The sequence below is a fragment of the Streptomyces sp. Y1 genome, from assembly GCF_041053115.1.
In the GTDB taxonomy this organism is placed as follows: Bacteria; Actinomycetota; Actinomycetes; order Streptomycetales; family Streptomycetaceae; genus Kitasatospora; species Kitasatospora rubellomurina.
In genome coordinates this window covers 6780994-6795651 of sequence record NZ_CP163445.1, presented here as the reverse complement: position 1 = coordinate 6795651, position 14658 = coordinate 6780994, and the positions used below count along the sequence as shown (strand labels likewise).

Sequence of the window (14658 nt, the reverse complement as noted above, 5' to 3'; positions counted from 1 at the left end):
GGAGATAGGAGACCCGGTGTTGCTCCCGGGACTTCAGGACGAAGCCGGCCCGGTGGAGGGCGGAGAGGTGGTGGGAGACGGCGCTGGGGGTGAGCCAGTGGCGGCGGGCCAGTTCGCCCGCTCGGATGAGCCGGGAGGAGGCGGCGTTCGAGGCCAATTGGGTCGGATTGGCCTGGGACTCGGGCGCCGCCGCCCGCTAGCCTCGGGTCACCATCGATCAACGGAGAACCGCCATGCACCCCGAACTCGCCGCCGACCTCGACCAGTTGCCCGCCCTGCTGGAGCAGACCCGGGAGCGGGCCGTGGGCTTCCTCGCCGGGCTGTCGGAGGGGCCGGTGGTGCCGCCGCTGGGGGAGCCGCCGGTGCCGGTGGGGCTGGGGGCGGCGGGCGGGGGGCTGCGGGCGGCGCTGGCGGAGTTCGGGGAGCGGTGGCAGCCCCGGCTGTCGGCGAGTGCCGGGCCGCGGTACTTCGGGTTCGTCACCGGGGGTGCCACGCCGGCCGCGCTGGCCGGGGACTGGCTGACGGCCACCGCCGACCAGAACTCCAACTCCTCGCTGGATCCGGCCGGTCAGGATCTGGAGCGGGAGACGGTCGGCTGGCTGCGCGAGCTGTTCGGGCTCTCCGACGCGCACTCCGGCACCTTCGTGAGCGGCGCGACCATGTCCAACACGGTCGGCCTGGCGGTCGGCCGCGAGTGGCTGGGCGAGCGGCTCGGGGTGGATGTCGCCGAGGCGGGGGTCGGCGCGCTGGGCCGGGTGCGGGTGCTGTCCGGCAGCGCACACTCCAGTGTGGCCAAGGGGCTGTCCGTCCTGGGCCTGGGCCGCTCCGCGCTGACCGCCGTGGGGACCCTGCCCGACCGGGAGGCGGTGGACCCGGCCGCGCTGGAGCGGGCCCTGGCCGAGGCCGGGGGCCCGTGCATCGTGGTGGCGAACGCGGGCACGGTGAACACCGTCGACTTCGACGACCTGCGGGCGATCGCGGACCTGCGGGACCGGTACGGGTTCTGGCTGCACGTCGACGCCGCCTTCGGCGCGTTCGCCGCGCTGTCGCCGGAGCACGCCGAGCTGGTGGCCGGCCTGGACCGCGCCGACTCGGTCTGCGTGGACCTGCACAAGTGGCTCAACGTGCCCTACGACAGCGCCGTCCAGTTCACCCGCCGCCGCGACCTGCAGACGAAGGTCTTCCAGAACTCCGCCGCCTACCTCGGCCCCCTCGGCGAGCACCCCGACCTGGTGCACCTCACCCCGGAGAACTCGCACCGGCTGCGCGCCCTGGCCGCCTGGTTCACCCTGCGCGCCTACGGCCGGGACGGCCACCGGGAGATCGTCGAGCGCTGCGTCACCGGCGCCCGGGCCCTCGGCGAGGCCGTCGCGGCGACCGACGGGCTGCGCCTGCTCGCCCCGGTCCGGCTGAACGTGGTCTGCTTCACCCTCGCCGCCGACCCGACGCCGGAACGCCTCGCCGCCCTCGCCACCGAGCTCTCCGGGGACGCCTTCCTCACCCCCACCCGCTACGCCGGACTGCCCGCCCTGCGCGCGGCGTTCAGCAACTGGCGCACCACCGAGGCGGACGTGCGCCGCACCGCGGACGCGCTCGCCGCGGCCGTCCGGAAGCTCTGACGGAAAGCCCCGGACGGGCCCCGGCTCATCCGCCGTACCCCGGTGCGAGGGCCGGCCCGAGGGCTTCGGCGGCGGCCCGGCGGCCGGCGACGCCGAAGATCAGCTCGTTGGAGTCCACCTCGTGCCACTGGGCGTCGTGGAGCCGGACCCGGAAGGGCCGCACGGGCAGCCGTCCGTCGCCCGCCGCGTACAGCTCCTCGCGCAGGCCGCGTTCGAAGGCCTCGGCGTAGGGCCGCGGGAGGCGCTCGTCCGGGACGTCGAGGACGAACTCGAAGAGCTCGTCCGCGTCGGCCGGCAGCGGGGTGAACTCCGCGGTGGCGACGGCGTAGTGGCCGCACATACAGGGCTTGACCAGCCGGACGTGCACGTCCCGGCCGGGGCCGGCCGGCTCCGCGCGCCGCCCGGTGAGCGGCAGGGTGACCAGGCGGCGCGGGCCGGTGCCCTCGGCGACGGACTCGTCGAACTCGTACACCGCCTGCTCCCCGGCCGCCGCGAAGCCCGCCGCCGTCGACTCCCCCGCCCGCCAGTGGGCGTGCCGCAGCCGCACCCGCAGCGCCCAGGGCAGCGCGCCGCCCCGGGACCAGCCGCGGAGCCGGGCGAGCACGCCCTCGCCGAAGGCGGCGCCGAACTCCGGGGGCAGGTCGGCGGCGGGCACCTCGTTGACGAACGCGAACGGCAGCTCCCGGTCCCCACCGGGCGGGAGGGGCTCGAAGTCGGCCGAGGCGACGGCGAAGGGGCGCAGGCCGCCCCGGCCGGACAGGTACGCCTGGACGTCCCTGATCGGGCGGTCGAGTTCCCTGGGGTACGTGCGTGTTCCGGCCATGGCACCCGATCGTACGGGCGGCGGCCCGGGCCCCGGACGGCGGGCGGACGGCGGGCGGGCGCCGACGGCCGGTCAGGCCAGCGTCTCGCAGAGGTTCTCCACCCGGTTCTGGGCCAGCACCTCGACCTGCTGGTCCGGGTGCACCAGCATCACCGCGCCGCCGCTGAACACGTAGGCGCCGGCCGGGTGGTACGGGTCGCCGGGGTGGATCCTGGCGGAGATGTGCGAGTTCCGCGGGACGACCCACAGGGTGCTGCCGTCCGACCGGCGGTACTCGGTGGCCCGGCCGCTCTGGTCGCGGTCGGCCTGGGCGCCGGTGTCCACGTTCGTGTAGCGCTTGATCAGCGGGCCGCGCCAGAGGATCTTCTCGGGCGTGCCGTCCGGGTGGCGGGAGACGGTCTTGGTCTCCTCCTCGTCCACCAGGGCGGTGATGTGCAGGTGGAACGGGCAGACCGTCCCGGCGGGCGCGTCGTACTCCCGGGCGCCGGGTTGCGGCTGCCAGCCGTGGTCGTCGTCGGCCTGCGCGGCCGGGGCGGCCAGCAGCAGGACGGCCGACGCCAGGGCGGCGGCGAGGGCGGCCGATCGGGTGCGGAACGTGGGCGTGCGCATCGCGGTCCTCCTGGGGGTCGGGTGGGCGGCCGGACGGGAGCGTGCAAGCCCCTGCCCTGTCGGCCGCGCACTGGGTATCGTCGGACGCCGGCGGCACCGGCGCGATGCTTTCGGCCGGGGCCGAAAGCCCGGGCGCACGGGGAGGGGTGGGGCGCGGTGCTGCGGATCCGCTTCACGGCCGAGGACCTGCTGGACACCCGCTTCGCGGACGGGCCGGCGCCGCTGATGGAGCTCGAACTGGCCGTCGCCATGCTGCAACGGCGGGACGCGGAGGCGGTGTCCGCCCGCCGGCACCGCGCGCTCGGCGGGCCGGCCGGCCGGGCCGTGGCGCGGTCCGTCGCCCCGCTGAGCGAGCTCGTCCCGCCGACCGGCGCGGGCCCGTTCTTCCTCGACCCGCTCAGCCCCGACCTGGAGGGCGGCCTGGAGCTGGTGCGCTCCGCCGCCAACACGCTGGTCCGCAGCGAGCTCGCCCGCATCTGCCGCAACGGACTGCCCGTCACCCCGCTGATGCACGGGCTGGCGAACGAGGACCGGCAGGCCTGGCAGCACCTGGAGGGCAGCCTGCGCGCCTGCCACACCGCGCTGGTCGACACCGTCTGGCCGCGGCTGCGCGCCGGCTTCGACACCGACCTCGCCTGGCGCGGGCAGGTGCAGCGCGAGCAGGGGCTGCGCGGCATGCTGGCGGGCCTCCACCCGGGCAGCCGGTGGCGCGGGGCCACGCTGGAGATCCCGGTCGCCCGGGAGGCGGACATCCGGCTGGAGGGCGGCGGGGTGCTCCTGCTGCCGTCCGCGCAGTGGACCGGGGAGCCGCTGTCCGGGATGCTGCCGGACGGGTCGCTGCTGCTGCTCTACCCGGCGCTGACCCCGCTGCCCCAGCTCGCCGAGGAGGCGCCGGCCCCGGGGGCGGACCCGGACGACCCGGCGGCGGCCCTGCTCGGGCGCACCCGCGCGGCCGTCCTGCGGGCGACGCTGCGCGAGCCGACCACCAGCCGGCTCGCCCACGAGCTGGGCATCTCGGTGGCCAGCGCCTCCGAGCACGCCCGCGCCCTGCGCCGGGCCGGGCTGGTCAGCACGGCGCGCGCCGGACGGGCGGTGCGGCACAGCTGCACGTCGCTGGGCCACCGGCTGCTGGTCGCGGCGCAGGCTCCGATGCCGCAGGCCCCGGCGCCGCACGCGGCGGCCGCCGCCCGCACCGGCGGGCGGGCCTGAGCCGGACGGACCTCGGGCGGTGCCGACCGCCTCAGCGGGTACCGGAGTTGTCGATCCAGAACATCAGGACCCGCTGCAGCGCGCCCGGGGCGCCGGCGCCGAAGGTCAGCACCATGGCCTGGCCGACCGCCACGTCGGTCGGGTCGACACCGGGCGACCAGGTCACCCGGGCGTCGATGCCCGGGATGCCGCGGCCGGGCCCGTACGAGCGCAGGGTGCCGCGCGCGTGGCCGATGACCCGTTCGTCGCACCGCAGTTCGGCCCGGCACAGCGCGGTCGGCCGCAGCTCGTAGCGGCGTCCGCCGACCAGGGCGGTGCGGGTGTTCGCCTTGCGCCGCGGGTCCCAGTCGGTGTTGCCCTCGTGGGTGGGGACGGACTGTCCGCCGACGTTCAGCGCGCCGTGCTGCCGGTCGAGCGCCATCGTGACGGTGGGGATCCCGGCCCCGGTCATCCGCGCGACGGCCGCGGGCCAGCGGTCGTAGTCGATCCGGATCGGCCCGAACGGGCTGTCCAGCACGCGGTGCTGGGACAGTCGGACGCTGCGGCGCTTCGTGAACACGGACATGCCCGACCGGCCTCGGCTCTCTCGGTGACGTCGGCGACAGACGACAGGGGGACACAACGGAGCCGGGGCCGGCGCACGATGCGCCGACCCCGGCTCTCAGCAGTAGCGGGGACAGGATTTGAACCTGCGACCTCTGGGTTATGAGCCCAGCGAGCTACCGAGCTGCTCCACCCCGCGTCGGTGAACACCACAGTACGGGGAAGTCGCCGGGATGGGAAATCGGTTCCACCGGTGCGTGACCGGCGGACCGCCGCGCCCCCGGCCGCCGCATACGAACCGAAGCGCCACGAGGCGCCCCGGAGCGCACCCGCCAGCGCGTGCGCCACCGCGCGCACCCGCCGACACGCCGGGGCACACCACGACGTACTCGATCTTCGGGCCGCGACCCGAGCACACTCATTCACCGAAACCTCGGAGTTGAAACCCTGAATCACGGAAAAATCCCGTATCAAATCCCGCCGCCCGGATCGGGACTCGACCGAAAAACGCCCCCCGCTGCCGCCCGCCCCGACCCGCGTCCGAGCCGGGAATTGGCCGGATTCCCGCTCCCCGAACCGGCGTTGGCCCGGCGGACGCGGACACCGGAACCGGAGGTCGTGCAGCGTTCAAACATTTGACGGCCCCCGAGGGGTGAGATCGCGTCACACCAGCCTCGGAACACGGCCGTTGAACCACCCCGCCGCACCTGCACGTTCGTCTGCCATACCAACGCAAGCCCCCGGTATCCAGACCTTCTCTCGCAACGTTTTGCAAGTACGCTGTCACCTACCGTGCGAGAACCTGTTCGACTCCCCGGGGCGTTGTCGGCACCGGGAGCGTTTCCGGTGCACGGTCGACCACGTTTCTTCGGTACTTGGGGGTGACTTGTGGCGGAGGTTCACGCAAACCAATTCGACGTGCTCGGTCCGCTGGGAGTTCGGGCCGACGGAATCCCCGTGAATCCGGGCTCGGCCCGGCAGCGCGCGGTTTTGACGGCCCTTCTGCTGACGCCCGGCCAGCCGGTCACGCCGGAACAGCTCAGCGAGGCCGTCTGGCCCCGGAATCCGCCCAACGACGTGATGGCGAACCTGCACAGCTACGTCTCCAACCTCCGGCGGATCCTGGAGCCGAACCGGCGGCCGCGTAGCCGGGACACCGTGCTGCGCCGCGAACCGGCCGGCTACGTGCTCGCGGTGGAGGCGAACAGCATCGACGCGGTCCGCTTCGAGCGGCAGCTGTACGAGGGGCGCCGGCAGCTGCAGTCCGGGGCGCACCGGCAGGCGAGCCTGACGCTGGCCGGCGCGCTGGCCCTGTGGCGCGGCCCGGCGTTCCCCGAGGTGAGCGACTACGCGCTCGGCGCGCAGGCGGCGTCGCGGTTCGAGGAGTTGCGGCTGCTGGCGCTGGAGAGCCTGTGGGAGGCCGAACTGGCCGAGGAGCGCGACTTCTCGGTGATCGCGGCCGAACTGCCGGCGCTGACCATGCGGTTCCCGACCCGGGAGCGGTTCAGCTGGCTCCTGATGAAGGCCCTCTACCGGTCCGGGCGGCGGGCCGAGGCGATCGAGGCCTACCACCGCACCCGCCGGACGCTGGCGGAGGAGTACGGCGTCGATCCCGGCGCGGAGTTGCAGCAGTTGTTCGGCACGATCCTGCGAGGAGAACCGGTCGCCGGCCGGTGCTGACTCACAGGCCCACCCGGTACGGGGGCCGGGGCGTGGCCGACCGTCGACCGTAGGGAGCGCCTCGCGCTCCCCGGCAGTCGCACGGTCGTCGACCGGGGCATGCGGTTCGACCACGGATTCACAGGGGTTCCACACGGCCCCGCACGGCCTCGGCATTGACATGAATATGCCAGTCAATCCCCCTGTCACTCTTTGGGGGCATCCACATCCCTGCTGGTCAGCGCGGGGTTCCGGGAATCCTCCAAGTCGCGTCCAAGTGGCCTCCAAGTCGCATCCAAGTCGGCGCCAAGAAGGCCCTGGCAGGGTGCTGCACGTCAAGCGGGGAGATCAACACGAGGCCGACACCGCCACCTGCGGCGGCGCGCCGTCACCGGCGGCCCGGACGCAGGGCTCCACCGAATCCGGACGATGAGGAAGGCCGAGTACGCCGTGCCCCAGACGAGTTGCGAGGACGTGTCGGTCGCCGTCGTCGGTGTGGCCCAGGGCCCCGGCAACGGAGTTGACGCCGCCTTCTTCGGCCCGACCGGCCCCACCGGCCTCAATGGCCCCACCGCGCCGGCCGAACCCACCGGGGCCACCGGGACCGCCGACGCCGCCGCCCCGCTCGTCCTCGAACTCGCCTGGACGGCCCTGGAGGACGCCGGGATCGTCCCCGCCGCCCTGCGCGACGCCCGGGTCGGCGTCTTCCTCGCCGCGCCGGACGGCACCGCCGAACACCTCGCGGCCGTCCTGGGCCCGGCCGGCCCCCGCACCCTCGTCGAGCCCGCCCCGGACGGCGCCCGCACCGCCGCCGCCGCGGCGGCCGGGAGCCTGCGCCGCGGCGACTGCGAGCTCGCCCTCGCGGGCGCCCTCGGCCCCGACCCGGAGCACGCCGTCCTCGCCGTGCTCCGCCCGCTGCCGGACGCCCTGCGGGCCGGCGACCGGATCCACGGCGTGCTCGCCGACCGGGCGCCGGACGGGCCTAGCGGGCCCGACGCCCTCGCCCGCCTCGGCGCCCGGCCGTACGAGGCCAAAGCGGCCGAGACCGCTCCGGCGGCCGGACGCCCGCTGCTCGACACACCGTTCACCCCCCTGCCGTTCTCCGCCCGCGACGAGGCGGCGCTGCGCGCCCGGGCCCGCGACCTGGCCGCGCAGGTCGAGGCCGACCCGGCCGCGCGGCTCGCCGACCTCGGCCGCTCGCTGGCGACCACCCGCACCGCCTTCGAGCGGCGCGCCGTGCTGCTCGCCGACCGCCGCGAGGACGCGCTGGGCGCCCTGCGGGCCGTCGCCGAGGGCGGCTTCGGCCCGCTGCTGGTCCACGGCACCGTCCTGACGGACGCCGGCGCGGGCCGCCCGGTGTTCGTCTTCCCCGGCCAGGGCGCCCAGTGGCCGGGCATGGCGCTGGAGCTGATGGAGTCCTCGGCCGTGTTCCGGGAGCGGATGGAGGCCTGCGCCGCCGCCCTCGAACCGCACCTGCCCTGGCGACTGGACGACGTGCTGCGCGGAGCGCCGGGCGCGCCCGAACTGGTCGCGGTCGACGTCGTCCAGCCCGCCCTGTTCGCCGTGCTGGTGTCGCTGGCCGAGCTCTGGCGCGCCTGCGGCGTCGAGCCGGCCGCCGTGGTCGGCGCGAGCCTGGGGGAGTTCGCGGCCGCCCACGTGGCCGGGGCGCTCAGCCTGGAGGACGCCGCCCTGCTGGCGGTGCGGTGGAGCGAGGCGCAGGCCCGGGCGGCCGCGGTCGCCCCGGGCGACCTGGCGTCGGCGCTGCTCCCCCGGGAGGAGCTGGAGCCCCGCCTGGCCCGCTGGGCGGGGCGGCTGACCGTGGCGGGCACCAACGGCTCGCGGTCCGTCCTGTTCTCCGGCGAGCGGGCGGCGGTGGACGAGCTGCTGGCCGAGCTGGCGGCGGACGGCGTCCGGGCCCGCAAGCTGTCCAACGGCCTCGCCGTGCACTCCCCCTGGCTGCCGCTCGACCGGGCCCGGATGCTGGCCGACATGGCCGGGGTGACGGCGGGCCCGTCCGCGGTGCCGTTCTACTCCTCGCTGACCGGCGGCCGGGTGGACACCGCCGGGCTGGACGGCGACTACTGGTACCGCAACCTCAGCTCCGAGATCCGCTTCGAGCAGGCCACCCGGGCGCTGCTGGCGGACGGGTACCGGACGTTCCTGGAGGTCGGCCCGCACCCCGGGCTGGTCGGCGGGCTGCAGGAGACCCTGGAGGACGCCGGGCCCATCGGCCCCACCGCCGTCGTGGGCACGCTGCGGCGCGACCAGAGCGGGCCGCAGCGGCTGCTGACCTCGCTCGCGGAGCTGCACGTCCACGGGGTGACGGTGGACTGGCCGGCCGTGTTCGCCGGCACCGGGGCGCGGCGGGTGCCGCTACCGACGTACCCGTTCGGGGCCGCGAGCGCTCCGGCGCCGGCCCGCACCGAGAGCGAACTGCGCGACTGGATCCGGGAGTTGGTGCACGACCAGCTGGCCGCGCTGCGCGGCCCCGCGGTCGCCCGCGAGGCCGGCCCGGACCGGGCGTTCCGGGAGCTCGGGGTCGACTCCGCCGTCGCGGTGGAGCTGCGCAACCGGCTGGCGGCGGCGACCGGGCTGCGGCTGCCGCTGTCCCTGCTGTTCGACCACCCGACGCCCGGCTCGCTCGGGCGCCACCTGCTGGCCCGGCTCACCGGCGCGGCGGACGAGGCGGACGTGGCCGACGAGGCGTACCCGGCCGGCCCGGCGGGCGACGACGAGCCGATCGCCATCGTCGCGATGGCCTGCCGCTTCCCCGGCGGGGTCCACGACCCGGAAGCCCTCTGGCGGCTGGTCGCCGAGGGCGCCGACGCGATCGGCGCGTTCCCCGACAACCGCGGCTGGGACGTCGAGGGCCTGTACGACCCCGAGCCGGGCCTGCCCGGCCGCACCTACACCCGGCAGGGCGGCTTCCTGCACGACGCGGACCGCTTCGACGCCGCGTTCTTCGGGATCAGCCCGCGCGAGGCGCTGGCCATGGACCCGCAGCAGCGGCTGCTGCTGGAGACGGCCTGGGAGACCTTCGAGCGGGCCGGCCTCGACCCCGCGGCGCTGCGCGGCACCCGCACCGGCGTGTTCGTCGGGGCGATGCAGCAGGACTACGGCGCCCGGATGCACCAGCCGAGCGGCGGCGTCGAGGGCCACGTGCTGACCGGCACCACGGTGAGCGTGCTGTCCGGCCGCCTGTCGTACGTCTTCGGGCTGGAGGGCCCGGCGATCACCGTCGACACGGCCTGCTCCTCCTCGCTGGTGGCGCTGCACCTGGCCGTCCAGTCGCTGCGCCGGGGCGAGTGCGCGATGGCGCTCGCGGGCGGCGCGGCGGTGCTGGCCTCGCCCGGCCTGTTCGTGGAGTTCAGCCGCCAGCGCGGCCTCGCCGCGGACGGCCGCTGCAAGGCCTTCGCCGGGGCGGCGGACGGCACCGCCTGGGGCGAGGGCGTCGGCGTGCTGCTGGTCGAGCGGCTCTCCGACGCGCGGCGCAACGGGCACCGGGTGCTGGCGGTGGTGCGCGGCTCGGCCGTCAACCAGGACGGCGCGAGCAACGGGCTGTCCGCGCCCAACGGGCCCTCCCAGCAGCGGGTGATCCGGGCGGCGCTCGCCGACGCCCGGCTGACGGCCGACCAGGTCGACGCCGTCGAGGCGCACGGGACGGGCACCCGGCTCGGCGACCCGATCGAGGCGCAGGCCCTGCTGGCCACCTACGGCCGCCATCGGGACGCCGCACAGCCGCTCCGGCTCGGCTCGTTGAAGTCCAACATCGGCCACACCCAGGCCGCCGCCGGCGTCGCCGGGGTGATCAAGACGGTGCTGGCGCTGCGGCACGAGCTGCTGCCGCGCACCCTGCACGTGGACGAGCCGACGCCGCACGTCGACTGGTCGGCGGGCGCGGTCGAGCTGCTCACCGAGGAGCAGCCCTGGCCGGCGGGCGAGCGGGTGCGGCGGGCCGCCGTGTCCTCGTTCGGCATCAGCGGCACCAACGCGCACGTCATCCTGGAGGAGGCGCCGCCCGTCGACGAGCCCGCCGAGGAGGCCGACGCCCCCGAGGCCGGCGACCGGCCGGTGGTGCCGTGGGTGCTGTCCGCCCGGGACGAGCAGGCGCTGCGCGCGCAGGCCGGGCAGCTGGCGGGCTACCTGCGGGAGCGCCCCGACGCCGATCTGCCGGGCGCCGCCCGGACGCTGGCCACCGGCCGGGCCGCGCTGGAGCAGCGCGCGGTCGTCCTCGGGCAGGACCGCGCGGAGCTGCTGTCGGGGCTCACCGCGCTCGCGGAGGGCACCGCCGCGCCGGGGGTCGCCACGGGCTCCGGCGGCTTCGACCGGCCGGTGTTCGTGTTCCCCGGCCAGGGCTCGCAGTGGCTCGGCATGGGCGCCGAACTCCTGGACACCTCCAAGGAGTTCGCCGCCTCCATCGCCGCCTGCGAGGCCGCGCTGAAGCCGCACGTCGACTGGTCGCTCACCGACGTCCTGCGCGGCGGCGGCGACCTGACCCGGGTCGACGTCGTCCAGCCCGCCCTCTTCGCCATGATGGTCTCGCTGGCCGCCCTGTGGCGCTCGCTCGGCGTCGAACCCGCCGCCGTCATCGGCCACTCCCAGGGCGAGATCGCCGCCGCCACCGTCGCCGGGGCCCTGACCCTGGAGGACGGCGCCCGCGTCGCCGCCCTGCGCAGCCAGGCGATCGTGCAGATCAGCGGACAGGGCGGCATGGCCTCGCTCCCGCTGCCGCGCGACCGGGCCGAGGAGCTGCTGGCCCGCTGGGACGGCCGGATCTCGGTCGCCGCGCTCAACGGGCCGACCGCGACCGTGGTCGCCGGGGACGGCGACGCCCTCGACGAACTCCTCGCCCACTGCGAGCAGTCGGAGATCCGCGCCCGCCGGATCGACGTCGACTACGCCTCGCACTCCCCGCACGTCGAGGCCATCGAGGCCCGCCTCGCCGAAGCCCTCGCCGGGATCACCCCGAAGACCGCCGACGTCCCGTTCTACTCGACCGTCACCGGCGAGTTGATCGACACCACCGAACTGGGCGCCGCCTACTGGTACACCAACCTGCGCCGGACCGTCCGCTTCACGGACGCCGTCCGCACCGCGCTCGCCGCCGGGCACCGGGCCTTCGTCGAGGCCAGCCCGCACCCGGTGCTCACCGCCGCCGTCCAGGACGCCGCCGAGGACGCCGGGCACGAGGACATCGCCGTGATCGGCACGCTGCGCCGCGGCGAGGGCGGCCCGCGCCGCCTGCTCACCTCGCTCGCCGAGGCCCACGTGCGCGGCGCCGCCGTCCGCTGGCCGGGCCTGCGCCCGGGGGGCGGGCCCGTCGACCTGCCCACCTACCCGTTCCAGCGCGAGCGGTTCTGGCTCACGCCCGCCGCCACCGGGGACCCGCGCACGGCCGGGCTGGACGCCGCCGACCACCCGCTGCTGGCCGCCGCGCTCGCCCTGCCGGGCGACGAGCTCGTCCTCACCGGCCGTCTCTCCACCGCCGCCCACCCGTGGCTGGCCGACCACGCCGTCTGGGGCACCGTCCTGCTGCCCGGCACCGCGCTGGTCGAACTCGCCCTGCACGCCGGGCGCCGGCTGGACTGCCACCAGCTCGACGAACTCACCCTCCAGGCGCCGCTGTTGCTGCCCGAGGACGGGGCCGTCCGGGTCCAGGTCCGGGTCGGCGCCGCCGACGACACCGGCCGCCGGCCCGTCACGGTCCACTCCGGCCCCGACAGCCCGAACAGCCCGGACACCGGGCAGGACTGGACGCAGCACGCGAGCGGCGTCCTCGCCGAGGAGGGCGCGGCGGCGCCGGAGGAGGCGCGGCGGCCCTGGGCCGGCGAGCTCGCCCCGGCCGGGGAGCTGTACCCGCGCCTCGCCGGGGTCGGCTTCGACTACGGGCCGGCCTTCCAGGGCCTGACCGCGCTGGGCCGGACCTCACTGGGCCGGACCGCACCGGGCCGGCACGGCGAGGAGATCCTGGCCGAGGTGACGCTGCCGCAGGACCGGCACGGGGACGGCTTCTCCGTCCATCCGGCGCTGCTGGACGCCGCCCTGCACGCCTGCCTGCTGGAGGGCGCCGAGCAGGTGCGGCTGCCGTTCGCCTGGTCGGACGTCACCCTGCACCCGGCCGCCGCCACCGCCACCGCGCTGCGGGTGCGGCTGACGCCGACCGGGCCGGACACCGTGGCGCTGACCGCCACCGACGAGACCGGCGAGCCGGTCGTCTCGGTCGGCTCGCTGACCCTGCGGGCCGTCACCCCCGGGCAGCTCAGCGCGGCCACCGGCCGCTCCGGCGACGGCCTCTACCAGGTGGACTGGGTGCCGCTGGCGCCCGCCGCGCAGGCCGGGGCCGAACCCGGCGCCGAGCAGCCGGTGCGGCTGGGCCCCGACGCCGACCTGACCGCCCTGCTCGGCTCCGACGCCCCGGCGCCCGCGACGGTGCTGGCCCCCTTCCTCCCGGCCGCAGCGGGCCCGGACGCCCCGGCGGCCGCCGTGCATGCCGCCGTGCACGCGGCCACCGCCCGCGCGCTGGCCCTGGTGCAGGCCTGGCTGGCCGAGGAGCGGTTCGCCTCCTCCCGCCTGGTGCTGCTCACCCGGGGCGCCGTCGCGCTCGACCCGGCGGACGACGTCACCGACCTCGTGCACGCCCCGCTCTGGGGCCTGCTGCGCTCGGCGCAGTCGGAGAACCCCGGCCGACTGGTGCTGGCCGACGTCGACGAGCACCCCGACTCGGCCCCCGCGCTGGTCGCCGCCCTGGCCTCCGGCGAGCCCCAACTCGCCGTCCGCGCCGGCCGGGTGAGCGCCGCCCGGCTCGCCGCCGCCGCGCGGCCCGCCGACGCGGGCGCGAACGCCTTCGCCGCCGCCGGTGACGGCACCGTCCTGCTGACCGGCGGCACCGGCGGCCTCGGCGCCCTGCTGGCCCGCCACCTGGTCACCGAACACGGCGTGCGGCACCTGCTGCTGGTCAGCCGGCGCGGGCCCGCCGCCGAGGGCGCGGCGGAGCTGCGCGCGGACCTGGCCGCGCTCGGCGCCCGGGTCACCGTCCGGGCCTGCGACGTGACGGACCGCACCGCGCTGGCCGCCGTGCTGGCCGAGGTGCCCGCCGAGCACCCGCTGACCGCCGTGGTGCACACGGCCGGCGTGCTGGACGACGGCGTGCTGACCGCGCTCACCCCCGAGCGGGTGGCCGCCGTGCTGCGCCCGAAGGTCGACGCGGCCTGGCACCTGCACGAGCTGACCCGCGAGCTCCCGCTGCGGGCGTTCGTCCTGTTCTCCTCGGCCGCGGGCGTGCTCGGCCAGTCCGGCCAGTCCAGCTACGCGGCGGCCAACGCCTTCCTGGACGCGCTGGCCCAGCGCCGCCGCGCCGAGGGCCTGGCCGCCACCTCGCTGGCCTGGGGCCTGTGGGCCGAGTCCAGCGGGATGACCAGCCACCTGGACGAGACCGACCTGCGCCGGCTGGGCCGCACCGGCCTCGCGCCGATGCCCTCCGAGCAGGGCCTGCTGCTGTTCGACGCCGCGCTGGCCGAGGCCGGGCCGGGCGCCGGGCGCGCCGTCCTGGTGCCCGCCCGGCTGGACACCGCGACCGTGCGCGGGCTGGCCGAGATCCCGGCGCTGCTGCGCGGCCTGGTCCGCGCCCCGCGCCGGGCCGCGAGCGGCGCCGCCGGCACGGCGACCCTGCGGCAGCGGTTCGCGGACCTGGCGCCGGAGAAGCGCCACCGGGCGGTGCTGGACGTGGTCCGGGCGCACGTCGCGGCGGTGCTGGGCTACCCGACGCCGAACCGGGTCGACCCCGACCGCGGCTTCCTGGACCTCGGCGTCGACTCGCTCACCGCGCTGGAGCTGCGCAACCGGCTCGGCGCCGAGACCGGCGGCCGGCTGCCCGCCACGCTGATCTTCGACCACCCCAGCCCGGCCGCCGTCGCCCGCCACCTGGAGGCCGAGGCCTTCCCGGCCGAGGACCGGGGCGCCGTCCCGGACGGGCCGGACGGCCTCGACGGGGTCGACGAGGCGGGCTTCCGCCGGGCGCTCGCCGCGATCCCGCTGGACCGCTTCCAGGAGGCGGGGCTGGTCGGCACCCTGCTCCGGCTCGCCGACACGGCGGCCGAGTCCGCGCTCCCCGAGGAGAGCGGCGAGGAGTCCGGCAGCGCACTCGACGACATGGACCTGGCCGACCTGGTCCGGGTCGCCCTCGGCGACAGCTGATGA

7 protein-coding genes, 1 tRNA gene and 1 pseudogene are annotated in these 14658 nt (G+C 76.7%); 4 read left to right on the top strand and 5 right to left on the bottom strand.

Annotated elements, in window-relative coordinates; translation table 11 throughout:
* Positions 1–49: 49 nt before the first annotated feature.
* Positions 50–157: pseudogene (locus AB2U05_RS29665) on the bottom strand (hypothetical protein); the annotation flags it as partial.
* 76 nt (positions 158–233) lie between these two features.
* Here AB2U05_RS29665 and AB2U05_RS29660 point away from each other — a divergent pair.
* Positions 234–1619: an aspartate aminotransferase family protein gene (locus AB2U05_RS29660; RefSeq protein ID WP_369184756.1), complete on the top strand. Its 1386-nt coding sequence runs from the start codon at positions 234–236 to the stop codon at positions 1617–1619.
* A gap of 25 nt (positions 1620–1644) precedes the next feature.
* On the opposite strand, the gene AB2U05_RS29655 is transcribed toward AB2U05_RS29660, so the two are convergent.
* Both AB2U05_RS29655 and AB2U05_RS29650 read right to left on the bottom strand, forming a co-directional pair.
* Positions 1645–2442: a hypothetical protein gene (locus tag AB2U05_RS29655; protein ID WP_369184755.1), complete on the bottom strand. Its 798-nt coding sequence runs from the start codon at positions 2440–2442 to the stop codon at positions 1645–1647.
* 72 nt (positions 2443–2514) lie between these two features.
* Positions 2515–3051 carry a hypothetical protein gene (locus tag AB2U05_RS29650; RefSeq protein WP_052706679.1) on the bottom strand — a complete coding sequence of 179 codons (537 nt, stop codon included), beginning with the start codon at positions 3049–3051 and terminating at the stop codon, positions 2515–2517.
* A 156-nt stretch (positions 3052–3207) separates the two neighbouring features.
* On the opposite strand from AB2U05_RS29650, the gene AB2U05_RS29645 reads away from it, so the two are divergent.
* Positions 3208–4260, top strand: coding sequence for a winged helix-turn-helix domain-containing protein (locus AB2U05_RS29645; RefSeq protein ID WP_052707667.1), 1053 nt, complete (start codon positions 3208–3210; stop codon positions 4258–4260).
* 31 nt (positions 4261–4291) lie between these two features.
* Here AB2U05_RS29645 and AB2U05_RS29640 read toward each other — a convergent pair whose 3' ends face one another.
* Together AB2U05_RS29640 and AB2U05_RS29635 are read right to left on the bottom strand one after the other, a co-directional pair.
* Entirely contained in the window at positions 4292–4825 is a 534-nt protein-coding gene (locus AB2U05_RS29640) for a hypothetical protein (RefSeq protein ID WP_045702836.1), read from the bottom strand.
* A gap of 103 nt (positions 4826–4928) precedes the next feature.
* A tRNA-Met gene (locus tag AB2U05_RS29635) sits at positions 4929–5002 on the bottom strand.
* 689 nt (positions 5003–5691) lie between these two features.
* On the opposite strand from AB2U05_RS29635, the gene AB2U05_RS29630 reads away from it, so the two are divergent.
* Together AB2U05_RS29630 and AB2U05_RS29625 are read left to right on the top strand one after the other, a co-directional pair.
* The gene (locus AB2U05_RS29630) at positions 5692–6483 is read left to right on the top strand and encodes an AfsR/SARP family transcriptional regulator (RefSeq protein ID WP_045710668.1); all 792 of its coding nucleotides are present in this window, start codon (positions 5692–5694) and stop codon (positions 6481–6483) included.
* Between the two features lie 408 nt (positions 6484–6891).
* Complete coding sequence (locus AB2U05_RS29625; protein ID WP_369184754.1) at positions 6892–14655, top strand: SDR family NAD(P)-dependent oxidoreductase; 7764 nt, start codon at positions 6892–6894, stop codon at positions 14653–14655.
* The last annotated feature ends 3 nt before the right edge of the window (positions 14656–14658 follow it).

Bases quoted from the DNA above. Each gene is read 5' to 3' on its own strand.
- AB2U05_RS29660 (WP_369184756.1), top strand. From the start codon at position 234: ATGCACCCCGAACTCGCCGCCGACCTCGACCAGTTGCCCGCCCTGCTG.
- AB2U05_RS29655 (WP_369184755.1), bottom strand. From the start codon at position 2,442: ATGGCCGGAACACGCACGTACCCCAGGGAACTCGACCGCCCGATCAGG.
- AB2U05_RS29650 (WP_052706679.1), bottom strand. From the start codon at position 3,051: ATGCGCACGCCCACGTTCCGCACCCGATCGGCCGCCCTCGCCGCCGCC.
- AB2U05_RS29640 (WP_045702836.1), bottom strand. From the start codon at position 4,825: ATGTCCGTGTTCACGAAGCGCCGCAGCGTCCGACTGTCCCAGCACCGC.
- AB2U05_RS29625 (WP_369184754.1), top strand. From the start codon at position 6,892: ATGAGGAAGGCCGAGTACGCCGTGCCCCAGACGAGTTGCGAGGACGTG.